The 26,416-nt window shown below is 32.5% G+C and carries 26 protein-coding genes and 1 other annotated feature; of the genes, 4 read left to right on the forward strand and 22 right to left on the reverse strand.

Features of this window, described 5'->3' with window-relative positions; genetic code table 11:
* Positions 1-59: 59 nt before the first annotated feature.
* The 7 genes from priA to dapF all read right to left on the reverse strand — a co-directional run bounded on the left by priA (position 60) and on the right by dapF (position 6,450).
* Complete coding sequence (gene priA, locus CLOST_RS09385; protein ID WP_013362069.1) at positions 60-2,306, reverse strand: replication restart helicase PriA; 2,247 nt, start codon at positions 2,304-2,306, stop codon at positions 60-62.
* 74 nt (positions 2,307-2,380) lie between these two features.
* On the reverse strand, positions 2,381-3,577 hold the full coding sequence (gene coaBC, locus CLOST_RS09390; RefSeq protein ID WP_013362070.1) for a bifunctional phosphopantothenoylcysteine decarboxylase/phosphopantothenate--cysteine ligase CoaBC: 1,197 nt from the start codon (positions 3,575-3,577) through the stop codon (positions 2,381-2,383).
* Complete coding sequence (gene rpoZ, locus CLOST_RS13920) at positions 3,578-3,832, reverse strand: DNA-directed RNA polymerase subunit omega (protein WP_013362071.1); 255 nt, start codon at positions 3,830-3,832, stop codon at positions 3,578-3,580.
* 1 nt (position 3,833) lies between these two features.
* Positions 3,834-4,448: a guanylate kinase gene (gene gmk / locus CLOST_RS09400; RefSeq protein WP_013362072.1), complete on the reverse strand. Its 615-nt coding sequence runs from the start codon at positions 4,446-4,448 to the stop codon at positions 3,834-3,836.
* Positions 4,449-4,463: 15 nt separating this feature from the next.
* On the reverse strand, positions 4,464-4,721 hold the full coding sequence (remA, locus tag CLOST_RS09405; RefSeq protein ID WP_013362073.1) for an extracellular matrix/biofilm regulator RemA: 258 nt from the start codon (positions 4,719-4,721) through the stop codon (positions 4,464-4,466).
* Positions 4,722-4,735: 14 nt separating this feature from the next.
* Positions 4,736-5,620: a YicC/YloC family endoribonuclease gene (locus CLOST_RS09410; protein WP_041487179.1), complete on the reverse strand. Its 885-nt coding sequence runs from the start codon at positions 5,618-5,620 to the stop codon at positions 4,736-4,738.
* Entirely contained in the window at positions 5,605-6,450 is an 846-nt protein-coding gene (gene dapF / locus CLOST_RS09415) for a diaminopimelate epimerase (RefSeq protein ID WP_013362075.1), read from the reverse strand. The genes CLOST_RS09410 and dapF overlap by 16 nt, the downstream gene beginning before the upstream one ends.
* A 228-nt stretch (positions 6,451-6,678) precedes the next feature.
* Here dapF and CLOST_RS09420 point away from each other — a divergent pair, with 228 nt between their 5' ends.
* Complete coding sequence (locus CLOST_RS09420; RefSeq protein ID WP_013362076.1) at positions 6,679-8,451, forward strand: Rqc2 family fibronectin-binding protein; 1,773 nt, start codon at positions 6,679-6,681, stop codon at positions 8,449-8,451.
* 149 nt (positions 8,452-8,600) lie between these two features.
* Positions 8,601-9,560 (forward strand): YihY/virulence factor BrkB family protein, encoded by a 960-nt coding sequence (locus CLOST_RS09425; protein ID WP_013362077.1) that lies wholly within the window; start codon positions 8,601-8,603, stop codon positions 9,558-9,560.
* A gap of 4 nt (positions 9,561-9,564) precedes the next feature.
* Here the strand turns inward: CLOST_RS09425 and CLOST_RS09430 are convergent, their stop codons facing one another.
* On the reverse strand, positions 9,565-10,593 hold the full coding sequence (locus tag CLOST_RS09430; RefSeq protein ID WP_013362078.1) for a YeiH family protein: 1,029 nt from the start codon (positions 10,591-10,593) through the stop codon (positions 9,565-9,567).
* A gap of 139 nt (positions 10,594-10,732) precedes the next feature.
* On the opposite strand from CLOST_RS09430, the gene CLOST_RS09435 reads away from it, so the two are divergent.
* Complete coding sequence (locus CLOST_RS09435) at positions 10,733-11,578, forward strand: LysR family transcriptional regulator (protein WP_013362079.1); 846 nt, start codon at positions 10,733-10,735, stop codon at positions 11,576-11,578.
* Between the two features lie 172 nt (positions 11,579-11,750).
* Here the strand turns inward: CLOST_RS09435 and CLOST_RS09440 are convergent, their stop codons facing one another.
* The 7 genes from CLOST_RS09440 to CLOST_RS09470 form a co-directional block, all read right to left on the reverse strand.
* Positions 11,751-12,998, reverse strand: coding sequence for a uracil-xanthine permease family protein (locus tag CLOST_RS09440; RefSeq protein WP_013362080.1), 1,248 nt, complete (start codon positions 12,996-12,998; stop codon positions 11,751-11,753).
* Between the two features lie 94 nt (positions 12,999-13,092).
* On the reverse strand, positions 13,093-13,626 hold the full coding sequence (gene pyrR / locus CLOST_RS09445; protein WP_013362081.1) for a bifunctional pyr operon transcriptional regulator/uracil phosphoribosyltransferase PyrR: 534 nt from the start codon (positions 13,624-13,626) through the stop codon (positions 13,093-13,095).
* A 72-nt stretch (positions 13,627-13,698) separates the two neighbouring features.
* Positions 13,699-14,619, reverse strand: coding sequence for an RluA family pseudouridine synthase (locus CLOST_RS09450; protein ID WP_013362082.1), 921 nt, complete (start codon positions 14,617-14,619; stop codon positions 13,699-13,701).
* Entirely contained in the window at positions 14,616-15,068 is a 453-nt protein-coding gene (gene lspA, locus CLOST_RS09455) for a signal peptidase II (protein WP_013362083.1), read from the reverse strand. Before lspA ends, CLOST_RS09450 begins: the two co-directional genes overlap by 4 nt.
* Positions 15,069-15,085: 17 nt before the next feature.
* On the reverse strand, positions 15,086-16,105 hold the full coding sequence (gene trpS, locus CLOST_RS09460; RefSeq protein WP_013362084.1) for a tryptophan--tRNA ligase: 1,020 nt from the start codon (positions 16,103-16,105) through the stop codon (positions 15,086-15,088).
* 1 nt (position 16,106) lies between these two features.
* Positions 16,107-16,799 carry a 5'-methylthioadenosine/adenosylhomocysteine nucleosidase gene (locus CLOST_RS09465; protein ID WP_013362085.1) on the reverse strand — a complete coding sequence of 231 codons (693 nt, stop codon included), beginning with the start codon at positions 16,797-16,799 and terminating at the stop codon, positions 16,107-16,109.
* 131 nt (positions 16,800-16,930) lie between these two features.
* Entirely contained in the window at positions 16,931-17,338 is a 408-nt protein-coding gene (locus tag CLOST_RS09470) for an arsenate reductase ArsC (protein ID WP_013362086.1), read from the reverse strand.
* A 116-nt stretch (positions 17,339-17,454) separates the two neighbouring features.
* On the opposite strand from CLOST_RS09470, the gene CLOST_RS09475 reads away from it, so the two are divergent.
* Positions 17,455-18,786 (forward strand): MATE family efflux transporter, encoded by a 1,332-nt coding sequence (locus CLOST_RS09475; protein WP_013362087.1) that lies wholly within the window; start codon positions 17,455-17,457, stop codon positions 18,784-18,786.
* Positions 18,787-18,982: 196 nt separating this feature from the next.
* On the opposite strand, the gene ileS is transcribed toward CLOST_RS09475, so the two are convergent.
* The 7 genes from ileS to CLOST_RS09510 all read right to left on the reverse strand — a co-directional run bounded on the left by ileS (position 18,983) and on the right by CLOST_RS09510 (position 26,365).
* Positions 18,983-22,087, reverse strand: coding sequence for an isoleucine--tRNA ligase (gene ileS / locus CLOST_RS09480; protein WP_013362088.1), 3,105 nt, complete (start codon positions 22,085-22,087; stop codon positions 18,983-18,985).
* A 106-nt stretch (positions 22,088-22,193) separates the two neighbouring features.
* Positions 22,194-22,425: a binding site (T-box leader), on the reverse strand.
* Between the two features lie 52 nt (positions 22,426-22,477).
* Entirely contained in the window at positions 22,478-22,930 is a 453-nt protein-coding gene (locus CLOST_RS09485) for a DivIVA domain-containing protein (RefSeq protein ID WP_013362089.1), read from the reverse strand.
* A gap of 10 nt (positions 22,931-22,940) precedes the next feature.
* Positions 22,941-23,726, reverse strand: coding sequence for a YlmH family RNA-binding protein (locus CLOST_RS09490; protein WP_013362090.1), 786 nt, complete (start codon positions 23,724-23,726; stop codon positions 22,941-22,943).
* A gap of 11 nt (positions 23,727-23,737) precedes the next feature.
* Positions 23,738-24,010: a YggT family protein gene (locus CLOST_RS09495; RefSeq protein ID WP_013362091.1), complete on the reverse strand. Its 273-nt coding sequence runs from the start codon at positions 24,008-24,010 to the stop codon at positions 23,738-23,740.
* Positions 24,011-24,027: 17 nt separating this feature from the next.
* Entirely contained in the window at positions 24,028-24,471 is a 444-nt protein-coding gene (locus CLOST_RS09500) for a cell division protein SepF (protein ID WP_013362092.1), read from the reverse strand.
* An 11-nt stretch (positions 24,472-24,482) separates the two neighbouring features.
* Positions 24,483-25,178: a YggS family pyridoxal phosphate-dependent enzyme gene (locus CLOST_RS09505; protein ID WP_013362093.1), complete on the reverse strand. Its 696-nt coding sequence runs from the start codon at positions 25,176-25,178 to the stop codon at positions 24,483-24,485.
* Positions 25,178-26,365, reverse strand: coding sequence for a biotin/lipoyl attachment domain-containing protein (locus tag CLOST_RS09510; RefSeq protein WP_231853128.1), 1,188 nt, complete (start codon positions 26,363-26,365; stop codon positions 25,178-25,180). The genes CLOST_RS09505 and CLOST_RS09510 overlap by 1 nt, the downstream gene beginning before the upstream one ends.
* Positions 26,366-26,416: the final 51 nt, after the last annotated feature.

Consider the following 26,416-nt stretch of genomic DNA (forward strand, 5'->3'; position numbering starts at 1 on the left):
TAAGCAATTCCTCGATTACAAAGTATTCTTAACTATAGTTTATACCCTATCTATAGAATTTATACCATATTGATAGGATTTATATCAACTGAAGCATTTACATTGTCTAGAAGAACTACACTTCTTTTTTCTGTAAGTATATAGTTTATTATACTCTTAATTAAATGAATTTCAACTTCACTATCTTTTATTAAAATCTGCCATCTGTATTTATTTTCTATTTTATTTACAAGACAAGGAAAAGGTCCCATAATATTGACATTATGAACAGACTTTTTCTTTAAATAAAAAATAATTGCATCCTTAATTTGCATACTGCTATTAGCTGCATTTTGCTCATTTACACTGCTTACAAGTACTCTGATTATATTACTGTATGGAAGATAACTGAAGTTTTCTCTTAATTTTATTTCTTCATTATAAAACCCTTCAAAATCATGATTTAAAATGTATTTAAGAACATAATTATCAGGAGAAAATGTCTGAATTAAAACCTTTCCATCTATATCCCCTCTGCCTGCTCTCCCGCCGACCTGCTCAATAAGGCTAAACATTCTCTCATAGCTTCTAAAATCTGGAGCATTTAAACCTTGGTCAGCATTTATAACCCCTACTAAGCTCACCATTGGAAAATCCAAGCCTTTACCTATCATTTGGGTTCCAATAAGTATCGCTCCTTTAGTATGCTTAAAAGCTGAAAGTATTTCGCTATGACTGTTTTTTCTGCTTACAGTGTCTTTGTCCATTCTAAACACCTTAGCCTCTGGAAAAAGCTCCCTTACCTCAGCTTCAATTCTTTCAGTTCCTATTCCAATATCTTTCATTGTACCTTCATTGCAGCTTTCACATGATTTATGAAATGGAATTTCAAAACTACAATAATGACATCTCAAGGTTTGGTTTTTCTTATGATAAGTAAGAGAAATATCGCAGTTTTTGCATTTTGGTACATGTCCACAGCTATCACAGCTTAAAAAATTCGCATATCCTCTTCTGTTTAAAAACAGAATTACCTGCTCCTTTTTTTTCATAGCCAAACTTATTTTAGTTTGCAGGCTAAAGCTCAAAAAAGACAAATTTCCTAGTTTCGCATCTTCTTTCATATCTATTATCTCAATCGAAGGAAGAGGCTTGTTATTTGCTCTTTTATTCAGCTCAACTAGCTTATATTCCTCATTTTTTGCTTTGTAATATTGCTCTATTTTTGGGGTTGCTGAGCCCAAGATTACTGACACAGCTTGAAGTTCATTTAATTTACATGCTACTTCTACGCTATCATATTTTGGGTTAAGCTCAGACCTATATGCATCCTCATGGCACTCATCTATGACTATCAGTCCTAGATTTCTAACTGGAGCAAATAAAGCAGAGCGAGCTCCTATAACTACTGGAGCGTCTATATTTTCTATCTTTGACCATTCGTCATATCTTTGCCCTACACTAAGGTGACTGTGAAGGACAGCTACCTTTGCTTTGAATCTTGCTGTAAATCTAGCAATGGTTTGAGGAGTAAGTGAAATTTCAGGGACTAATACTATAGAGCCTTTACCTTCTTCTATCATTTTGTCTATGAGCTCCATATATATTTCTGTCTTTCCAGATCCAGTTATTCCTTTTAATAAAACAGGTCTGTTTTTAGTGCTCAGCTCATCACTTATTTCTTCAAATGTATTATTTTGCTCTTCATTCAAAGCATGCTTTATATAGGTTGTATTATTTATATTGTCATTGCTTGAGTCTCTAAAAATTCTACTGCTTTTAATCTCAATTATTTCTTTTTCTTTAAGATTATTTATATATGCAGAAATATTTTTACCCTTAAATTCTTCATTTAATCTATCCCTTGATAACTCAACATTATCCAGTATCAATTTATATAAGTATTTTTTTACATGAGCATTTGTTTTTAAGTCTAAATACTCAAGCTCCAAAGCAAGCTTGTCCTTTAGGACAACAAAATCCTCAAACTTAGCACTTCCTTTTCTAATTTGAGACGGATAAAGTAAGCTTAGTGCATCTAAATAACTACACATATAATAATCTCTAATCCAAAATGCAAGAGCAATCTTGTCATAGTCTAGATTTGTTTTTTCTCCTAGAGAAACTATCTCTTTTAGCTTATCCTCATCGCAAGGCAATTTTTCTTGAATTTCGACAATTATAGCCTCCAATTGCTTATTCCCTCTTCCAAACGGAACATATACTATTTGACCTAAGCAAACATCGAGATAAGTTTTATATGTAAATTTTTTATCTATATATCTAGATTTTTGAATTAATATTACCTTACAATATTTTTCAACCATACATAGCCACCTGACTTAGACTTGATTTATTACTTCGTTATATTCAAAGTAAAACAAAAATAAGCACATTGTGCTTATTTATTGTGCATTATATATATGATTTTATCATAAATTTCTTTTGATAACTGATTTTTTGTCATAATCGGTAGCTCTTGAATATTTCCATCTGCAAACAGCAGCTTTACAATATTGGTATCTCCTGCAAAACCAGCTCCCTCTTGTTTTAAATCATTTGCAACTATAAAATCTAGATTTTTCTTCGCTAATTTTTTTTGCGCATTAGCGATTAGATCATCTGTTTCAGCAGCAAAGCCCACTAAAACTTGTTTTGTTTTTAGTTTCCCAAGCTCAAATAAAATATCCTTATTTCTGTCTAGCTCCAATACTAAATCTGAATCAGATTTTTTAATTTTTGAATCTGAAATATTTTTAGGCTTATAATCGGCAACCGCAGCAGACTTAATAACAATATCCATTTCATCAAAGCTAGAAGTCACTGCCTCATACATCTGCTGAGCACTTTTAACTTTAATAACCTCAGAAATTCCAAAAGGTATCTCAAGATTTGTAGGACCAGTAACAAGAGTTACCTTTGCGCCCATAAGCGCTGCTTGATATGCAAGAGCATAACCCATCTTACCAGTCGATTTGTTGGTTATATATCTTACTGGATCTATAGCTTCTTGAGTCGGGCCAGCTGTTACTAGAACATTTTTCCCTTTTAACTCATCAGTCTTGTTAAGTAAAAATTTTATATTTTCAACTATTAAATCAGGTTCAGCTAGCTTTCCTGGTCCTAAATCTCCACAGGCTAGTCTTCCGTATCCTGGTTCAATAAAAATATATCCCAAATCCTTAAGCTTTTGAATATTTGCCTGAGTGACAGGATTTTCATACATATTCGTATTCATAGCGGGTGCTATTACTACAGGAGCTTTAGTAGCCATGACTGTAGTTGAAAGCATGTCGTCAGCAATTCCATTTGCTATTTTTCCAATTACATTTGCAGTAGCTGGCGCAATTAAAAAAATATCAGCTTTTTTTGCCAAAGATATGTGTTCAATATCCCAATTTGTAACTGGTTCAAACATCTCAACTGCAACTGGATTTTGGCTTATGCTCTGAAATGTAAGTGCTGATACAAATTCAGTAGCATGTTTTGTCATAATCACATTAACCTGTACATTTTCTTTTCTGAGTCTAGATACAACATCACAAGCCTTGTATGCAGCAATTCCTCCACTTACTCCTAAAACTACTGTTTTAGACATTTATTTCACCTCATTATTATCCTTAGAAGCTTCCTCCATCTCGTTTAACATAAAATCTTCAAAATATGTAGTCTTGTAAGTTACTTTTTCTTCGAAAACTTCAAATGTAGCTACTGATACAGGCTTTTCCTCTACAGTCTCTACCATTTTGTCGCTTCCTTCAACTAGCTGTCTTGCACGCTTTGATACCTCGTTTACAAGGCAATATCTGCTATCAGCCTTATTTAATAAATCATTAATAGATGGATAAAGCATATTATAATTCCTCCTCATAAATTTTGACAATTTCCTGGCTGTATCGGTTCACTTTGTTTTTTTCTGCGCTTATTATAGCTTCAAGATCATCTACTGCTCTAGTCAAATTGTCGTTAAAAATAAAGTAGTCGTATTTTTCTATTGTTTTTATTTCTTGCATTGCTCTTGCCATTCTGTTTTCTATTTGTTCAATAGTTTCTGTCCCTCTAGTTACAATTCTATTTTTTAGCTCCTTAAGTGATGGAGGCAGAACAAAAACCAAAATAGCATCTGGATACTTTTCTTTCACTTTCATGGCCCCTACTATTTCTATTTCAAGAAGCACATCTTTTCCTTTTTCTATGCATTCAAGCACCCATTTTTTAGGTGTTCCGTAATAGTTTCCAAATACATGAACATATTCCAAAAGGGAATCTGTTCCTATCAAATCCTCAAAATCCTGCTTTGTTATAAAATTATAATTTACTCCATCTATTTCATTTTCTCTTGGATTTCTAGTTGTAGATGAAATCGAAAGGAGCATTTGTTTATTTAGCTCCATGAAGTTTTTGCATATAGTACCTTTTCCAGCTCCCGATGGGCCAGAAACTACTACTAATAAACCTTTTTTCTTCATATTAATCTCCTATTTTTACTCTTCGTGATGACCCTCATCTTTTATATTACAGCGATGTGCCATAGTTTCTGGCTGAACTGGACATAAAATTATATGATCACTATCTGTAATAATAACTGCTCTCGTTCTTCTTCCATAAGTAGCATCAATGACTCTGCCCTTATCTTTAGCATCTTGAATAACCCTTTTAATAGGTGCAGATTCTGGACTTACTATAGCTACTACTTTAGCAGCAGAAACAACATTACCAAAACCGATATTAATCAACTTCATATGATTGGCAACTCCTACTCTATGTTTTGTATCTGTTCTCTAACTTTTTCTAGCTGACTTTTCAAATCCACCACATAAGAAGTAACATCTATGTTAGAAGATTTTGAACCAATGGTATTGATTTCTCTATTCATTTCTTGAAGCAAGAAGTCCATCTTTCTCCCAAGTCCATCATTACTAATCACTGTGTCTCTAAGCTGAGAGATATGAGTTTTAAATCTTACAATTTCTTCTGTAATACTACTTCTATCGGCATACAATGCAGCTTCTTGAAGTACTCTTTGAGGGTCTGATTCAAATCCATAAACCTTCAAAAATTCATCTAATTTTTGTTTTATTTTATTTCTATATTCAGCTTCTACATCAGCTGCCAATGCCTCTACGGATAATATATCCCTTTCCAAAACGTCGCAACGCTCAAGAGTATCCTTTTGAAGCAGGAGGCCTTCTGTTTCTCTCATCTTCTTAAGCTCTGTAAGAGCAGCTACTAAAGCTGATTCTAAAACAGATAAAATCTCCTCTTGGTCTAGTTCGTTTTCACTGCTTACTATGACATCAGGGAATCTTCCTATAACTGAAGTTGTAATATCATCTCTTGTATTTAAGGTGTCTTTAATTAAAACTAGAGATTCATAATATCCTTTCGCAAGCTCAGTGTCAACTGAAAGTTTTGCATCTGAGATACCTATGTTTTCCATTCTGATAAAAACTTCTACCCTACCTCTTTGCACATACTTTTTTATTTGCTGTCTGACCCATTCTTCTAAAAGCATAATCTTTCTTGGCATCTTAACATTTATATCAAGATACCTGTGATTTATGGACTTTACCTCCACTGTAAATTGAAACTTTTCCGTCTTACATTCTCCTCTTCCAAATCCAGTCATGCTAATAGCCAATCGTCATCCACCCTTCCATCACATATTTTCTGAGCTGGTCCAGTCATATAAAGCTTTTCTTTTAGGATTTCTATTTCAACCTCGCCCCCAGGAGAACTAACTTTTACTTTGTCATTTACAAGGCCTAGTTTATTTGCTATATATGCACTCGATGTCATCCCTGTTCCACAAGCTAAGGTGTAGCCACAACCTCTTTCATAAGTTTTTACACCAATAGTTGATTTATCTATTATCTTTACAAAATTAACATTTATTTTCTTAGGAAATAGTTTTGTATTTTGTTCAAGTCTGGAGCCGTAATAATCTAATTCTTGTAGTGATATATCATCTTCAAAAATTACTAAATGCGGAACCCCAATTAAAACAGCGCTTGCAAGAAATTTTCTATCCTCAATCACAATTTCTTCATTTATGAACTCAGTATAATCTGTTAGAGCTGGAATTAGTTTAGGTTCTAGGGTAGGTAATCCCATCTCTACCTTAACTAGCTTAACTTCGTCATTTTGAGTAATCAAGCTAATATCATAATTCCTAGCCGCTGCTTCTACTAAAAAAGAAGTCTTATCAACAATTTTATTTTCATAAATAAATTTAGAAAAACACCTTATTCCATTGCCACACATATCTGCTTTACTACCATCTTGATTATAGTAGACCATTTTTATGTCACAGCTTGTAGATTTTTCGCAAGCCATCATACCATCTGCGCCTATTCCAAAATGTCTGTCACATAATTTTTTTGCAAGCTGTGAATAGTCCACATATCTTCCATCCAAATTATTAAACAATATGAAATCATTGCCTGCACCTTGCATCTTCCAAAATAACATAAGACACTTCCTTTACAAGGTATTTTTCCATTAGTGTATATTATATAAAGGAAATAGAAAAAAATAAATGAAAATCGAATAAAATATTAAAAATATTTTATAATTTGATATCTTATTAACATGATAATTATTATCTTGCCTAATTATACAGCTGAATTGGACATTATCTGAAATATTGAATATAATCTTTCTATCACAACAAAATTTTAAATTAAGAAGGTGAGTTTTATGGCTTTAGATGGCTTAACTATATATGGCATCATTTGCGAGTTAAACACTACTCTAAAAGGTGGAAAAATTGACAAGATTACTCAGCCAGAAAAGGATGAGGTTCTTCTTGCAATAAGAAATGAAGGAAAAACTTACAAGCTGCTTATAAGTGCAAGTAGCTCGAATCCGAGGATTTATCTTACTGAAAGTTATAAAAAAGAAAATCCCTTAAAAGCTCCTATGTTTTTGATGATTCTTAGAAAATATCTTCAAGGTGGAAGAATAATTTCTATATCACAAGAAGGTCTTGAAAGAGTAATCAATATTGATATTGAGGCTCTAGATGATTTGAAAACTCCTAAGCTTAGAACTTTATCAATAGAAATAATGGGAAGACACAGCAATATTATCTTAGTGGATAAGGAATCAAACAAAATTCTCGACTCAATAAAAAGAATTCCTATAACCATTAGCTCAGTAAGAGAGGTTCTTCCAGGCAAGGAATATAAATTTGCTCCTTCACAAAACAAAATCAATCCCCTCTCTAACCTTAGCTTAAGTGAATTCAAATCGAAGCTCACTGAAAAGGATAGTCCTGTGTACAAAGCTATATATAACAGCTATGACGGAATCAGTCCTTTAATCGCTAAAGAAATTTGCTACAGGTCATCGATAGATTTAGATTTATCTACAAATTTAATTTCTGATATATCTCTTGAGAGAATTTTTAATTCTTTTGAAAGGATAATAAATCAAATTAAAAATGAAATTTTTCATCCTTGCATAGTAATCGATAAGCGCTTAGATAAATATATCGATTTCAGCCTGATAAAACTGACCATGTATGAATTTTTGAGTATAGAAAATTATGAATCAATAAGTCTTGCAACAGAGACATTTTATAGCTCAAAAGATAGAAATGAGCGATTAAGCCAGAAATCTATGAGCATGAGAAAGCTCCTTCAAACTAAGATAGATAGATTGGAAAACAAGCTAGGAAAACAGCTTCAAGAAATGAATGATACCGATAAAATGGAAGATTACAAAAAACAAGCAGATTTGCTAACTGCACATATCTATATGCTCCAAAAAGGAATGGATGAGATTACCGTTTCAGATTACTATAATCAAGAAGATAGCTCTGCTGAAATCACCATAAAATTGGATATAAACAAAACTCCTAGCGAAAATATTCAATCCTTATACAAAAAATATAATAAGCTAAAAACAAGAAAATCAGAGCTATCCTCTCAGATTTCTTCTGCAAAAGAAGAGCTCATGTATCTACAAAACGTAATGCTTTCAATCGAAAGCTCTGAATCTCTAAATGAACTCGAAGAAATTAGAACGGAGCTTTATAGTGAAGGCTATTTGAAATTAAAAACTTCATCCAAAAAAGTAAAAGCCATAGAAGCATCAGCCCCTATGCAGTTTATATCCTCAGATAATATTACAATACTAGTTGGAAAAAATAATAAACAAAACGACGAGCTTACTACAAAGCTTTCATCTCCTGATGACATATGGCTCCATACTAAGGATATCCCTGGCTCACATGTTATTATAAAAGCTACATTAGATACAGTAACAAACCAAACTCTTGAGGAGGCTGCCGAGCTTGCAGCTTATTTTAGCAAGGCAAGAATGTCATCAAAGGTAGCCGTAGATTATACTGCTAGAAAAAATGTTAAAAAACCATCTGGCGCAAAGCCAGGAATGGTAATTTATGATAACCAAACTACAGTTTTTGTAAATCCTGATGAAGAAAAGGTAGTAAAACTTAGAGCTTAAATCATATTCCTAGGTACCCATTGACAATTAAAAATTGCTTCATGGGTACTTAATTTATCTTCAGAAGATTTTTGATGTGAAATACATCCTTATTAGGGTATACACATAGAAAAAGATGGAATTAAAAAGATAGATCAGAGGTGTTTGAATTGGATAAAAACGAAAGTATTTCATTAAATCTTATAACTAAGCATAGTTTGAAAAACTTGATTTTAGAGCTACCAAAAAGATTTGCAAGAGACAATATAAGTCAAACTGGAGGTCAGCTTGCTTATTTCTTTTTGCTTTCGGTTTTTCCTTTTTTAATATTTCTCAATGCTCTTTTAGGTTTTTTAAATATATCTGTAGAGTCTATAATTCGTGAAATAAGCGCAATAGCACCTGAAGAAATAGTAGTGCTCTTAAGAGGCTATCTAGAATCTGTCGTCGAGACTAGAAACACCTCTTTACTTTCTATTGGTCTTTTAGCTTCACTTTTTTCAGCCTCAAAGGCTGTAGACTCTCTGATTATAGCTCTAAATACAGCTTATGATGTAGAGAATAAAAGAAATTTTATAACAAAAAAAGCAGTCTCAATTTTTTTTACACTTATTTTAGGGTTTGCAATTGTGATTTCGCTTTTGCTTCCTGCTTTAGGCAAAAATGTTGCATTTTTAATAGCTGATTTTTTTAGAATATCTAATATTATAGTTTTTGTTTGGGTTTATATTAGATGGGTCATTGTATTTTTTATATTATTTATTACAATAGCTCTTTTATATCATATAGTTCCTTATGTAAATCAGCCTTTTAAAAATTCTCTACCAGGCACATTTTTTGCTGTTACAAGCTGGTTATTAGTTTCCTATGGGTTTGGTATCTATGTAAACAACTTTGCTAATTATAGCGCTGTATATGGCTCTATAGGGGCAGTAATAGCCCTTATGTTCTGGTTATACCTAACTGGAATAATATTAGTGCTAGGTGGAGAAATAAACGATATTTTATACAGATATTATGAAGCAACTAAATCTAAGCATGATGAAGTTAAAATAGCTCCAAAAACCGATGAAGCTATTTTAGATGATAAGTTTAATGAATTAAAAGAAAATCTAATAGATTCTAACTAAATTTCTATACTATGCCCATAAAATACTCCACTACCAATGCTACTATGACTACAAGTGCAGAAATTATAAAGCCGTGTATCATAGGAGCTATTCCTGATTTTTTCATTTCAGTTATATCAGTATTTAATCCTATGGCAGCAAGTGCTGCTACCATTAAAAATTTGCTTATGTCTTTTGCTAATAGTCCAAACTCACTAGGAATAACACCAATTGAATTTACCATAGTAAGAGCTACGAAGCCTAATATAAACCAAGGAAAAATAGAGGAAATTTTTACTTTTTTACGACTATACACACTATTTTGCTTTTCTCCAGCTTCGCTTTGCTTGATTTTAGCACTTACAACTGAAAAAATGAGAACTACAGGAACAATAGAAAGAGTTCTTGTAAGCTTAACCATAGTTGCAAAATCTCCAGCTGCTTCACTAAATGCAAACCCAGCTGCAACAACACTAGAGGTATCATTTACAGCAGTCCCTGCCCATAATCCATATGCCATATCACTAAGTCCCAAGGCTCTTCCCATAACAGGAAATAAAAGTATCATAGCCATATCAAATAAAAATGTTGCTGAAATTGCATAAGCTATATCGTTGTCATCCGCTTCTATTACTGGGGCAATAGCTGCTATTGCTGACCCTCCACATATTCCAGTCCCAGCAGAAATAAGATTAGACAGCTTCCAATTAAGCTTTAAAAGCTTTCCAATAATATAGCCTCCACCAAAGCAGGTCAAAAGAGTAAATATCATAACTGTAAGTGATAATTTTCCTATTGTGAGTACTGTTTTAATGCTAAGTGATGCTCCTAAAAGTACAATTGCAAATTTTAATATTTTTTTAGATGTAAATTTTAGCCCTGGCTTTAATTTATCTGACTTATAGTAGTGATTTATAAGCATTCCTATAAATAAAGCTATTACTGACGCCCCTATCAAATGAATAGGAAGCAGATTTTCTAAAAATCTAGCTACTATTGCAATAACAACTGCTAAAGCCAATCCTGGTAATAAGTCCAATATTTTTTTGCTCATCTTGAGGTCACTCCATTTCTATAATATATTATTGCCTTAATAAGTATGGTATTCTATGAATTGATATTATCATTGTTTTATGATAAATTCTAATTATTATATTTTATTAATCAATAATTTTTTATTATGAGGTGGTTTTGTGTTAGATAGCAGAATATATACATTTTTAAAGCTCTGCGATGTTATGAATTATAGGATTACTGCCGAGGAGCTTAATATGACTCAGCCTGCTGTGACTCAACATATTAAGTTTCTGGAAAACTATTACGGATGTAATTTTTTTAAATACAGCTCAAGAAAATTATCCAAAACTCCTGAGGGAGTATTATTTGAAGCTTATTTAAGATCTGCTGACTATAACCAAGCTACTATAAAAAACCAGCTTTCTAAGAAAATCAAGCAAGCTATACGCATAGGCGCTACAAAAACAATTGGAGATTATGTAATAACAGATAACATTATAGAGCTATTAAATACTAAAGATATTGATTTGTCTCTTTATGTTGATAATACTAGCAATTTACTTGATGCTTTAAATCACAAAAAAATTTCATTGGCTTTAATAGAGGGTTTTTTTGACAAGGCTCACTACGAATATAAACTGCTAAGAGAAGAAGCCTTTATAGGAATCTGTGCTAAAAACCATTCCTTTGCAGGCAAAGAAGTACCTATCGAATCATTATTTGATGAGAATCTTATAATTAGAGAAGAAGGTTCTGGCACTAGAGCAATTCTAGAACAAATCTTAATAAACAATAATCATTCTCTTGATTCATTTAAAACTACAACTTGTATCAGCAGCTTTGAGGTTATAAAAAAGCTTGTTATTTACGAAGCTGGAATTTCATTTGTTTATAATGCTGTTGCAAAAAGCGATTCTAATCTTATGACCTTCAAAATAAAAAATAATCATATAACAAGAGAATTTAATTTTGTGTATCTTAAAAATACTGATGCTAATAAATATATATCCTATTTCGAATGATAAACAGAGCTATTTACACACAATTTTTATTCCAAAAACTAATAAAATACCTCCCAGCAGAAAGTATAATAATTAGACTCTCTAATTTGGAGGTATTTTATAGTTGATTATTTATACTATTAAAATTTATTTAATATAGTTTTTAGTTTTGTTTATAACTCTAAATGATTTACTATTTCGCTACACTATATATTATTTTATTAAGAATTACTCCAACTAAAGCCGCTAAGCTAAGTCCTGCTATACTAACTTGCTCAGTTACAGGGATTGCAATATTGATTCCAACATTCCCACCTAGACCTATTATCAAAATAACAACCATTATTATAATATTCTTTATATCCATTTTAATCTTACTATCTCTTATTGTTCTAACACCAATAAGTGAAATCATACTAAATAACATAAGTGATATTCCACCCATTACTGAGGTAGGAATACTTTGAAGGAAGCCTCCTACTTTTCCTATAGTACCTAAAACTATTGCTATAACAGCTGTAATTCTAAGTATAGAAGGGTCGTAGTTTTTAGTTATTGCAAGTACTCCTGTGTTTTCTCCATAAGTAGTATTTGCAGGTCCTCCTAAAAATCCAGCAACCATTGTAGCCAGTCCATCACCAATTAAAGTTCTGTTTAGCCCTGGATCTTCCATGAAGTTTTTTCCAACCACTGTTCCATTAGTTGTAATGTCTCCTATATGCTCCATAAACACCGCTAATACAACTGGTGCAATTATCGATATAGCTCCTATATCAAATTTAGGCATTGTAAATGCTGGCATACCGAACCATCCTGCACTTGTAATAGAACTTGTATCTAAAACTCCCATCTGCCAAGATAATAAATATCCTACAAATACCGCTGTAATAATAGCAAGTTGCTTAAAAAATCCCTTACCGAAAAATGTAATTAAAAGTGCAGTTGCAAGTGTAATTCCAGCTAATATGAAATTACTTGATGCCATTGAAAATGCTACTGGTACTAGATTTAAACCTATAACTACTATCATCGGCCCTATAACTTGAGATGGAAAAAAGCTTTTAACTTTATCTACTCCTATAGCTGCTACGATTAGAGACATAAGTACATACATCATCCCTGCAACCATTATTCCACCTTGAGCATATGCTAAATCTCCATATATTTCGCCAACTGATATAATAACAGGTATAAAAGCAAAACTTGAACCTAAAAATACCGGCACTTTACCCTTTGTACATAAATGAAAAATAAGGGTTCCAATACCGGCACATACAAGTGCAACCGAGCTGTTCATTCCTGTTAATATTGGTACTAAAACAGTAGCGCCAAACATAGCAATAAGATGCTGAGCTGCAAGTATTATTCTTTTTAATTGATTAAATGCTGTACTTACTGATTGAGTGTTAACTTCTGAAACATTAATAGCTTTTTCTGACATTATCTTTTCCTCCTTATGATTACGTGCGAGGAGAAAGACTATATTTTCTCCCCTTTTCAGCCTCCCTGGACTGATTTAAAAGGTTAACATTATATTACTCATTTATTGAAACATAGTTTTTGCCATCAACATCTTCAATGCTGACTTTAATAACCTCTAGCTTTGATGTAGGGACATTCTTTCCTACATAATCTGCTCTTATCGGTAGCTCTCTATGGCCTCTATCGATTAACACAGCTAGCTGAATAGTAAGAGGTCTTCCAACATCCATAATAGCATCAAGTGCTGCTCTTACAGTTCTTCCTGTATATAGCACATCATCTACTAATACAATGATTTTTTTTGTCACATCAAATCCCAAATTGGATTCCTTTACGACAGCTTGATCAGCTTTTTCAGATAAATCATCTCTATAAAGTGAAATATCAAGCTCGCCAACAGTGACTTTTTTACCTTCAATTTGTTCTATTTTTTTTGCAATTCTCTTGGCAAGTGGGACTCCTCTAGTTTTAATTCCTACTAGAGCTACCTCATCTACACCTTTGTTTTTTTCAATAATTTCATGGCCAATTCTAGTTATTGCTCTATCCATAGCCTTGTCATCCATAATAAGAGCTTTTTCTTGCATCTTATCCCTCCTTTAATGGATTTTTTGAAGCCTCCATTAAATTCTCTAATGATTATACCTTTTTACTACAGTTTAATCAAGTAAAAATCTTTGCAAAAATGATTTAAAAATTTCTGGCTCTTCTTTTTCAAATAACATAAACTCACCAGTTACTGGATGAACAAAGCCAAGAGTCTTAGCATGAAGAAGCTGTCCTTGGGCTTTAAACTTAGAGTTATGAGGACCATATAGGGTGTCCCCAACAAGTGGAAGCCCTTTACTTGCCATATGCACTCTAATCTGATGAGTTCGTCCTGTTTCTAAATTTGCCATAGCATACGAATAGTTTTCGTTAGACTTTATTTTTGTTATATGAGTAACCGCATGCTTGCCATCGCTGACTACAGCCATTTTCATTCTGTCTCTTGGATTTCTTCCTATTGGTGCATCTATTGTAAATTCATCTGCCTTTATATTGCCATGACATATAAAGGTATACGTTCTTTGAACTGTGTGCTCCTTAAGCTGCTCACTTAGTCCTCTATGAGCTATATCACTTTTAGCAATCATAAGTAGTCCAGATGTATCCTTGTCAATCCTATGTACTATTCCAGGGCGAATTATTCCATTTATAGACGAAAGCTGTCCTTTGAAATGATACATAAGAGCATTTACAAGGGTATGATTTGCATTTCCAGCTCCAGGATGAACTACCATTCCTCTTTCCTTATATACAACAGCTAAATCTTCATCTTCATATAAAATTTCTATAGGAATATCCTCTGCTTCGATAACTAGCTCTTTTGCTGGAGGAATTAAAATGCAAATGTTATCTAATTGAGCAACCTTGTAGCTCGATTTTTCTATCTTATCATTCACCGTAACTTTTTTATCTTTTATGAGCGACTGGATATAGGTTCTAGATAAATCACTAAGCGCAGATGAGATAAACACATCTAGTCTTAAGTCCTCTTCTTCCTCATCCACTATAAAATATTTTTTTTCTTCTATCATATTTTCTCCAAAATTTCTTTGTCCTTAATAATTAAAAAAATGAGCAATATCCCACCGACTACAACGCAAATATCAGCAAAATTGAATACAAACTGCCAAATACCTCTAAAATCAAACATATCAACTACAAATCCAAGCCATATTCTGTCAATTAGATTTCCTATAGCCCCAGCAGTTATTATGCTTAAAACAAAGGTTAGCTTTTTATCTATATTTTTATTTTTTTTAGTAAAATAAATCATGTAGCCTACAACTACCAATGTTATTAAAACAAAAAACCATGTTTTATTTTGAAGCATTCCAAAAGCTGCTCCTCTGTTTTCTACATAGGTAAAATGAAAAAAACCATCAATTACAGGATATGATTCAAATTTTGTGAGCTTTGTTCTAGAAATCCATTTTATAGCTTGGTCTATTATTATTAGAATGCTAATTAATGTAAAGTACATCTACTTTTTCCTTTCACCTATTCAAATCTTTTAGCTTGAACAAATCCTACTTTTCTATAAACCTTATCTAAAGTTTTTCTAGCCTTATTATGTGCCTTTGCCGCACCTTTTGCATAAATTTCCTCTAGATAGTCTTTATTCTCCATAAGATATTCGTATTTTTCTCTTACAGGTCTTAGTCCCTCAACTATTACTTCTGCTGTCTCTCGCTTAAAGTCACCATAGCCTTTACCCTCGTATTTACTTACTATAGCTTCCGTAGACTCCCCTGTGAAGGTTGAATATATGTTAATGAGATTCTTTATCCCTTTTTGCTCATCGTTATACGCAACAATCCCTATAGAATCAGTTACAGCTCTTTTTATTTTGTTTGTGATAGCATCGGCTGAATCTAACATGAGAATCGTAGCATTAGGATTCTCATCTGATTTTGACATTTTTTGGCTCGGCTCCTGAAGACTCATTATTCTAGCTCCCTCTTTAGGTATAAAACCTTCTGGAACTATAAAGGTATCGCTGTATCTTGAGTTGAATCTCTGTGACAAGTCTCTTGCAAGCTCTAAGTGCTGTTTTTGGTCCTCACCAACAGGAACTAGGTCAGTTGAATATAGTAGTATATCCGCAGCCATAAGTACAGGGTAGGTAAATAAACCTGCGTTTAAATTCTCAGCTTTTTTCTGAGATTTTTCTTTGAACTGAGTCATTCTATTTAACTCGCCCATATAGGTCATAGTATTTAACACCCATGAAAGCTCAGCATGCTCAGGCACATGAGATTGAATAAATAAAGTGTTTTTCTCAGGATCAATTCCACTTGCAATGTACTGAGCTAGCACATCTAAAGTCGTTTTTCTCAAATCCTTTGGAACTTGTGGAACTGTTATGGCATGAAGGTCTACAACGCAGTAATAACAATTATATTCATCTTGTAATGCTACCCAATTTTTCATAGCTCCTAGATAATTTCCAAGAGTTAGTTTTCCAGATGGCTGCATGCCGCTAAATATAGTTTTTTTATCCAATTGTAATCCCTCCATTCTACTTAGTTAGCATATTGAGTATAAGTTTTTTTGAATTCTTTGCTGATTCAAATACAAACTCATCGAAATTACTTGGTGCCTCACCGTTTGCTTTATCACTCATAGCTCTTATTACTAAAAATGGCATTTTATTAAGCATACAAACATGAGCTATTGCTGCTCCTTCCATTTCTGCGCAGTCTGCATTAAATTCTGCTTGAAGAGCATCTTTAAGCTCAGAAGAAGAAACAAACACGTCTCCCGAAACTACTATGCCTTTTTTTACATATACATCCTTTAAATCCTTTGCCGCAACAGATGCCATATCTATTAGCTTATCATCAGCTATAAATATGCTCGAATCCATTCTCGGAATCACACCTTTTTTATGTCCAAAAGCAGTAACATCAAAGTCATGCTCAATAAGCTTCGTCGATAATACTATATCTCCTATTTCTAAATCATCAGCTATAGCTCCAGCTACTCCTATATTTATAATAGCCTTAACTTCAAATCTATCTATAAGTATTTGAGTGCACATAGCCGCATTTACTTTTCCAATGCCTGAACGAACCACGACTAAATCAGTGTCATTGATTCTCCCCATATAGAATGTAAGTCCAGCTACTTCTGAAACTCTTATATCATTCATGAGCTCTTTCACTAGAGTTATTTCTTCTTCCATTGCTCCTATTATGCCAAACTTATTCATACAAGCCTCCTAAAATTTACATTTATGATTTACTTTCTATTATAAGTATATTAATCCTTCAAAGTATATCATAAAATTAAATTCTTTGGATAAAATACTCTAAAATTCCCAGCAAAATCGAGCAAAGATAATTATAATTGAATTTCCTTGGATTTTACTTTTTCTATTAGTTCCTCTACTTTTTGCTTTATAATATCTCTAGTCGTCCTATAGCCATCGATAGGTCCTCCTGAAGGGTCATCAAGTCCCCAATCCTGCATAAACTTATTCGGTACAAAAGGACAAACTACATTGCAACCCATAGTAATTAATATGTCTAATTCATAAGGTATGTCTGATAGCAGTTTGGGTTTATGACTACCTATATCTACCCCAGCTTCTTTCATCACTTCTACGGCTAGTGGCTTTACTTCATGATACTCCTGTGTTCCAGCTGAGTACACTTCAAAAATATCAGAGCCTAATTCCTTTGCCCAGCCTTCTGCCATTTGGCTTCTACACGAATTGTGAACACAAACAAATGCTAATTTATACTTCATAAGAGCCTCCTTCATATCGATAAAAATCGATTTATATTCTTGTATATAGTATAGATAGATTTTGATATAATGTAAAGTGACTTTGTATTAAATAAGAATCCATACTGGAGGATACCATGAATCAAGACTTAGAATCAAAAAAAATACCTGCCTTACTTTTCCAGCTATCTCTTCCTGCTATAACCAGCATGCTTATTTCTGCTGTTTATAATATAGTTGATAGAATATTTGTAGAAAAAATAAGCCCCCTTGCACTTTCAGGTGTTGGTATAACTATGCCAATTCAGATACTTCAAATGGCTTTTGTATTATTAATAGGTATAGGTTCTTCTACCCTTATTTCTATTAAGCTCGGAGAGAAAAAACCTCACGAAGCGGAAGTAATCCTACATCAAGCATATAAATATATCATGATTGCCATGGCTATTTTTTCTGTGATTATAATTGTTTTTATGAATCCTATACTAAATATTTTAAAGGTTTCAAGTGATGTTTATCCTTATGCAAAAGACTATATTTTTATAATGGTTATAGGTTCAATTTTTGGACTTCCAGGTTTTTGTCTCAATAACTCTCTAAGAGCAATCGGCAAAGCTTCTGTATCAATGAAAATAGTAGTTTCAAGTGCTTTACTTAATATAATTTTAGATCCGCTTTTTATCTTTACTTTTAATATGGGTATAAAGGGAGCCGCCCTAGCTACAGTAATCTCACAAACTTATGTTACTGTCCTTGTATTTTGGCTATTTGCAAAATCAAAGAATTTTCCAATCAACTTAAAATTTGCAATGCCCGTAGAAAAATCTTTTTTTAAGGAAATCATAGAAAATGGCGCCCCTTCTTTTTATATGCAGATATTCGCTACATTTGTAAATATTATTTTTAATAGGTCAGTAGTTGAGTATGGAAATGATTTATACTTGGCAGCAATGACAATAGTTCAGGCAATATACAGTTTCTATCATATGGTTGTAGTAGGAATAATACAGGGTGCTCAACCCATAAACGGATATAATTTTGGAGCAAAAAGATATGACAGGGTGAGAGAAACTCTTATTTTAACTCTAGGTTCATCATTTATTATATCAATTAGTATATTTGCCATAATTCAGTTTTATCCTTCTCTATTGTCAGGTATTTTTACATCTGATAAAGAACTTCTAAAGCTTACAAATTATTCTATGAAGCTATATTTATTTATGCTTCCACTTATAGGCCTTCATACAGTAAGTTCTCAATATTTTCAAGCTGTAAGCAAACCTAAAAAAGCTAGCATTTTATCTTTGCTTAGATACGGAATGATACTTATTCCACTTTTATTTATACTCCCACGTTTTTGGGGTATCCAAGGAGTATTTATAAGCAATGTTATATCTGATTTTATAGCTTCATCTGTAGCAATCTTTTTTATATCAAAAGAGCTTTATTATCTTAAATCAAATTTATAGGTATAGCTTAATAAATATACTATTGTCTAATATAAATTAATATGAACATTTCATTATAGCAATATCATAATTACCATAGAAAACTTAAACTTTTTTATTTAAAAAAGGATTCAAACTTTGATGTTTGAATCCTTTTTAATACCAAATGGACAATAAAGTAAACCTATATCTATAACAAATCTATATTTCTTTATAATTATTGTTTTTCAACAGCAATTTTAGCATCATGTCCATTAATTACATCTTCTTGCATATTGCCTGTTTCACCTTTTACTATTTCTACAGCTAAAGTTTCATCCTTGATGTAATCAGTGTGAATCTCTATAGCCTTTGCAACTTCTTCTGTGGAAGTAAAGTAAACTTTTATCTTATCCATCATTTCTAAATCTTGAGCTTTTCTCATTTGTTGGATTTTTGATATAAATTCTCTAGCAAAGCCTTCATTTATAAGCTCTGGAGTTAGATTAGTATCAAGAACTATAAATAAGTTGTTTTCTGTAGCAACGTCAAAGCCTTCTTTAGGAGATACATTTATAAGCACATCGTCTTTAGTAAATGTAAAGCTTTCTCCTGCTAAGTCAAAAGCAATTGAGTCTCCATTTTGAAGCTTATTTACTGCTTCTGGAGCATCTAGTGCTGAAAGCTTACTTGAAAATTCCTTAAGCTTAGGTCCTAGAGCTTTTCCTAATGTTGTAAAGTTAGGCTTTAAGCTGAAATTCATATATTGATTGATATCTTTAGAGAAAATAACCTCTTTAACATTTAGCTCTTCTTCTATAAGCGGAAGCAAATCTTTCATTATAGCTTCATAAGATGCATCTATATATGCTTTTCCTATAGGCTGACGAACTTTGATTTTAGCGGCTTCTCTAGATGCTCTTCCTAGTGTAACAAGGTTTTTAACAAGGTCCATCTTATGCTCTAGCTTTTCATCTATAAGCTCATCGTTACATCTTGGGTAGTGGCTTATATGAACAGATAATTCTCCAGTTAGCTTTCTATAAAGCTCTTCAGATAAAAATGGTGAAAACGGTGCAACCATCTGAGCTATTCCAACTAAAACCTCAAAGGTTGTATTGTAAACAGATTTTTTATCTAAAGTAAGCTCAGTATCCCAGAAACGTCTTCTGCTTCTTCTGATGTACCAGTTTGATAAATCTTCATTGACAAAATCTTGAATTGCTCTAACAGTTTTTGTCATGTCATATCTATCAAGCTCAACTTCCACATATTTCTTTAGGTTATTGTATTTTGAAAGTATCCATCTATCTAGCTCAGGTCTTTCATTGTAAGGTATGAAAAACTCCTTAGGGTCTATATTGTCTGTGTTTGCATATAATGAGAAGAAGTTATATACATTTTTAATTGTCCCAAAGAACTTGCTTTGAACTTCTTTAAGTGCATCCACATCAAACTTAGTAGGAGTCCATGCAGGAGACACATAAAGTAGGTACCATCTTAAAACGTCCGCTCCATACTTATCAAACATTTCAAACGGATCTACAGTGTTTCCTCTTGATTTACTCATTTTCTTGCCATCTTTATCTAGTATAAGGTCATTTACTAGTACATTTTTGTATGGTGATTTTCCCATTACAAATGTAGATATAGCAATAAGAGAGTAGAACCATCCTCTAGTTTGGTCTATTCCTTCACAAATAAAATCAGCTGGGAATAACTCATCAAAATTTTCCTTGTTCTCAAAAGGATAATGATGCTGTGCAAAAGGCATTGAGCCTGAATCAAACCAGCAATCTATAACATCTTTAACTCTAGTCATTTTTTCATTACATTTAGGGCAATTTATATGAATATCATCTACGTATGGTCTATGAAGTTCAATTGACTCATCTATTGGCTCTATTGACTTTTCTACTAATTCACTAATTGAGCCTATTGACTCTTTATGTCCACAACTGCAAGTCCAGATGTTAAGTGGAGTTCCCCAGTATCTAGAACGTGATATCGCCCAGTCGTTTACATTTTCTAACCAGTTTCCAAATCTCTTTTCTCCTACATAATCTGGGAACCAGTTAACTGTATTGTTATTGCTTACTAGCTGGTCTTTTAGTTTTGTCATTTCTATATAATAGCTTGGCTTTGCATAATATAGAAGTGGTGTCTGGCATCTCCAGCAGTGAGGATAATTGTGGTCCATTTTTTCTTTACTGTAAAGCTTGTTTTCTGCAGCTAGCCACTTGATAATATCTACATCCAAGCCTTCTTCCATTACAAATCTGCCATCCCAGATAGTACCTATATACTTTCCATCTTCGCCTACTGGCTGAACCACTGGAAGACCATATTTTCTTCCAACATTGTAGTCATCTTCACCAAATGCAGGAGCTGTATGAACTATACCTGTACCATCTTCTGTTGTAACATAATCGCCAAGCACAACAAAGAAAGCTTTTTTGTCAGGCTTTACAAATGGCATAAGTTGCTCGTACTCAATATACTCAAGGTCTTTTCCTAGGATTTCCTCTAAAACAGTATATTCACCTTTTAATACCTTTGGTGCAAGTGTTTTTGAAAGATAGTATATTTCATCTTCTTGCTTTACTTTTACATAAACTTCTGTTGGCGATACTGCAAGTGCTACGTTTGATGCTAGAGTCCAAGGTGTAGTTGTCCATGCAAGGAAATATTCATTTTCTGCATCTTTTCTTTTGAATTTAGCAATCAAAGTATTTGTTTTAACTTCTTTGTAGCCTTGAGCAACCTCGTGTGAAGCAAGTCCTGTCCCACAACGAGAGCAATATGGAAGAATTTTATGCCCTTCATAGATATAGCCTTCTTTATGGAATTTATCTAAAATCCACCATACAGATTCTATATAATTGTTATCCAGAGTGATATATGGATTATCCATATCGATAAGATAACCCATTCTTTCTGTCATCTGTCTCCACAAACTTTCATACTCAAATACAGATTTTCTACAAGCCTCATTGAATTCTTTAATTCCATATTCCTCAATCTCTTGCTTTGAGCCAAGGCTTAATTTTTTTTCTACTTCAATCTCAACAGGTAGTCCATGAGTGTCCCATCCTGCTTTTCTCTTAACCTGATATCCGCTCATAGTCTTATATCTACATACAGAATCTTTAAGTGTCCTAGCTAAAACGTGGTGGATTCCTGGCTTCCCATTTGCAGTTGGAGGTCCTTCGTAAAATACAAAAGACGGAGAATCCTCTCTAGCCTCTACACTCTTTTTTAGCAAGTCAATTTCATTCCAAAATGCCGTTAAACTTTGTTCATTATCTTTTACTGCAGCATTATTCAAATTCTCAAACTTCATAATATATCTCCCTTCAAATCATATTCAAAATGTAAACCCTTATTATTTCCACAATAAGCTTATAAAATACACTTATATTATCTGCACAAAAAAATCCCTGCAAAAATGCAGGGACGAATAATTCCGCGGTACCACCCTAGTTGTTCATGGCATATAACCAGAACCTCTCAAATGCACTTAACACGTGCAAGATGAAAAAATCTACTAAATAAAGAATTCTTATTTTCGATTTTTTAGCTCCTAGGTGATTTTCACTGATAATCCTATGTAGAGTTCCCACCTCTTCCTCTACTCTCTGAAATATTTATATCAGTTACTCTCCTAATCATAGCCTTTTTGTATTCATATTTAGTGATTATTTTATACTATATTGCTAAAAAACGCAAGAATTTATTCTATATCTTTGAATGTCTCTTCAATACTTGAAATTCCATCTTCTAGCAAGGATTTAAATTTTCCTTTAAATACTACAAATTCTTTTCTGATGTTTTCGTAATCCTTTTTAATTTGAATAACATCGTTGTTTGCCTGTTCTACAATTTTCTTCGCTTGATGATAAGCCTCATCAATTATAAGCGATGATTTTCTCTGAGCACTTGCATTTACTTCCTCAGCAGTCTGCTGAGCTACAATGAGAGTTTCCTTTAAAGTCTCCTCTATGGTTTTATATCTTTTAATCTGCTCCGTCAGTGCATTTAACTTATCTTTAAGTTCTATATTTTCTCTATAAAGATTCTCATATTCTTTTTTGATTTCATCTAAATAACTATCAACTTCATTTTCGTTATATCCTCTTAAGCCTTTTTTAAATTCTTTGTTTTCTATATCAAGTGGTGTAATCATATATATCCTCCTAAAGTACTTTTTTTACCCTAGCCCTCATTCTGCCTTTTTTAGTTTCAGATATAACTTCATCAAAAATAGCTCTTCCATATCCTTTAAGTGATATCAAAGAGCCGTCCTTAATTTCTCTTGAATTTGTAGTAAATAGCTCAAAATCCACATACAATCTTTCTTTTAATATATATTCTTGAATTTTGGCCCTAGAAAGATTGAAAATTTCAGAAACTACAGCATCAGCTCTTCTCGAAGAAGTGGTGATAATTTTTTCTTGATAATTTGGTATAGATTCTTCAAAATCGTCTTCATCTATTATTTTGGCTGTTATTGAAGCCTTATTTATAGAAGTTAGGTTAAACATTATATAGTGGCTTACATTTTTGTCTGCTATTATATAAGCGCAGGCTTCATGAACGTGAATATCTCCTAGCTTTTCCCTTTTTATCCCTAGAGCTAATAATGCCCCTAAATAGTCTCTATGGCTGAGCTTATTAAATTTAAAATTTCCGCTTATTTTTATAATATCATAGGGTTTTTCTAAAGATTCCTCTGCTATATATTCTGGAAATATCTGAATTATACTCCTTTCGGGCATAGCTGAAGGACTACACTCTCTAAACCCTATAGAATCTAGTCCCTTAAGAATCGATATGAAGTTCTTTTTTTCAAAAGGGTTCATAAAGTCAGTATTTCTAATGTCATAATTGTCAATGACCCCTTCAGCCTTAGAAAGATTTTTAATTATAGTTTTTTTTAGTTCAACATTTTTTATAAAAGAAGTTAGCTTTTCTTTATCCATTTAACTCTCACTTATAAAATAAACAATAATCTTAAAACTACATTTCTAACAAAACTTAGAAGGAACAAGACAATTATAGGTGAAATATCTATTGGTCCAAGATTTATGTATCTTGCAGTAAATTCTCTAACTGGCTCCATTATAGGCTCAGTGATATTATAAATAAATTTCACTGGCTTAGAATACATATTTACATTTGGAACCCATGACAATATTACTCTTATTAGCACCAATAGTTGTACGATTTCAAAAAAATAATTAACAGCTGTCCTAATTGCCCACATCTAAAATCTCCTTTTGTCTACCATCTAAATAGACCTTTACTTTCAAGCTCTTTTTTAATGTTTCCATCGATATCGATATTCGAAGGAGCAAGAACAAATATAGCTTTTGATATCTTTCTAATATCTCCATCCATAGCATAAATAGCTCCATTTAAGAAATGGAAAATAGTTTTTGAAACTTCTGGATCATGGATATTTTCAAGATTTACAACTACAGCATTTCTAGTTTTTAAGCTATTAACTATAGTAGGTGCATCATCATATGATGTTGGTTCATAAACTATGACCTTCATCTGCTGCTGATTAGGATTGATATTTACAACCTTATTTGATGAAGCCTTTGAAATAATTGGTGCTACAGAAAGGTTTTCCTCTTCAAAATATTCATCATCCTCAAAATCATCTTCTCGTAATCCTCCAAAAAGGAAGTCTTTAATCTTTCCTGATAATTTTTCTGCCATAACTAATCCTCCTATACATAATTTCTTTCACCAAAAATGCCTGTTCCTACTCTTATCATATTAGAGCCTTCTTCTATTGCTATTTTATAGTCATTGGTCATGCCCATCGAAAGATACTTCATCTCAACATTTTCAAGTGCTAAACTTGACAATTCATCAAATAGGCTTTTTAACTTTTTAAAATAAGGTCTAGTTTGCTCAGGTTCAGCTTCAAAAGGAGCCATTCCCATAAGTCCTACAATTCTTATATTATTATAGTTCAAAGAAACCTCTTTTACAAAAGCCATAACATCTTCTGCAAGTAACCCATGCTTTGAATCCTCAAGTGATATATTCACTTGAATGAGACAATCCATGACTAAATCATTTTCTTTAGCTCTTTTATCAATTTCTTTTGCAAGAGGCATTCTATCTAATGAATGAATTAAGTCTATTGTCTTTATTATATATTTTACTTTGTTAGTCTGTAAAGTGCCAATAAGGTGCCAAACAGCTTTTTTTGATACATTTGGATGTTTTTTTTCTACCTCTTGGACTTTATTCTCACCCAAATTTTCAATTCCTGAGTCTAAAGCCTCATTTATTTGTTCGACTCCTACAGTTTTACTCACAGCTATGAGAGTTACATCGTCATTTCTTTCGCATTTATTTAATGTCTTTTTTATTTCTTCATTTACAAATTCAATATTAGTCTTAATTTGACTCATTATCTCACCCTCTGTCCATCTTTTATATTTTTAGGAGATACTATAAGCTCATCATAAAGATTTATATTTTCGGAGTTTTGTAAGGCATTAGGATCATACCTCAATACATAATACTTTTCATTTTCTCCAGCTATAGTATCAATCGGCTTAAATACAGCACTTCCAACCTCATTTACTATAAATACCCCTTTTTTGTTTTCATAATTAGTAACAGTGTCTTTTGGAATCAATAAGCCGCTAGGATTTTCATAGCAAATTTGAGCCCTATATTTTCTCTTTTTAGTAAAATCAAAATTTTCATCTTCAATACTGAATAACCCAACAAACTTCTCATCTTCGCCTTTATAAAAGTCTTCTAGCTTTGCTTTAATAGTTTCCTTATCAATAATGATTTCAACTGCTTTACCTCTTTCTATCACTTTTATGTCCTCAGGAGTAACCTCAGTAGCTAAATACCATACGTGGTTATTAATAATAGATGCTATTACATCTCCTTGATTGACACTTTCACTTTCTGATACGAGATTTTTATCTTGAAATTTATTTATTTTTGTAACAGATAGCTTATCTTTATTTAGAATAGAAAAATCATCTTGTAAACCGTCGCTATAAAAAGCTAGAACTCCAGGATTAATAGATTTTATATAAAATTTCTCCGAGCTAAGCTTATTCTGAATTTCAGCTTTTTTTGCTTCAAGCTGCTCCACAGTCATGTTCCCTAGGCTCGATGCACCAGTTAGAAGCTTTTTTCTATCCATAAGCGTAAGAATTTGCTCTTTTAAATCTGGTATATAAGATATATCATTTTCAGCAATTCTATGAGATATATCAGTGTATAAAAAATCAATTTTATTATTTATCTCTTCAATTTCTTTTTCAGGGTTTTGAATAGCTGCGTTGTTTTTTAACTCATTTATTCTTCTGTTCAAAATCTGAAGCGTCGACTGTTCATCTCCACTTAGTTCTTCATTTTGAATTTTTGCTACCAAATCTGCTCTTTTAACTCTATCTCCTTCATCTGCAAAGTAGGATACATATCCTGCAGATGGAGCCTTAAGCTGATATTCTTCTCTTAGGATAAGTACATCTTTTTCTATAGTATTAGATATTTCTCCCAAATCTAAAGTGTAAGTTTTAATAGTAGCCGCATTTACAACAAAGTATACATGAAAGCAAAAATACAGCATAAAACCAAATATTAAAAAATATAGTAAATTAAAACGTTTCTTTTTTGACTT

Origin of the sequence: Acetoanaerobium sticklandii, assembly GCF_000196455.1 — a bacterium.
GTDB classification, from domain to species: domain Bacteria; phylum Bacillota; class Clostridia; order Peptostreptococcales; family Filifactoraceae; genus Acetoanaerobium; species Acetoanaerobium sticklandii.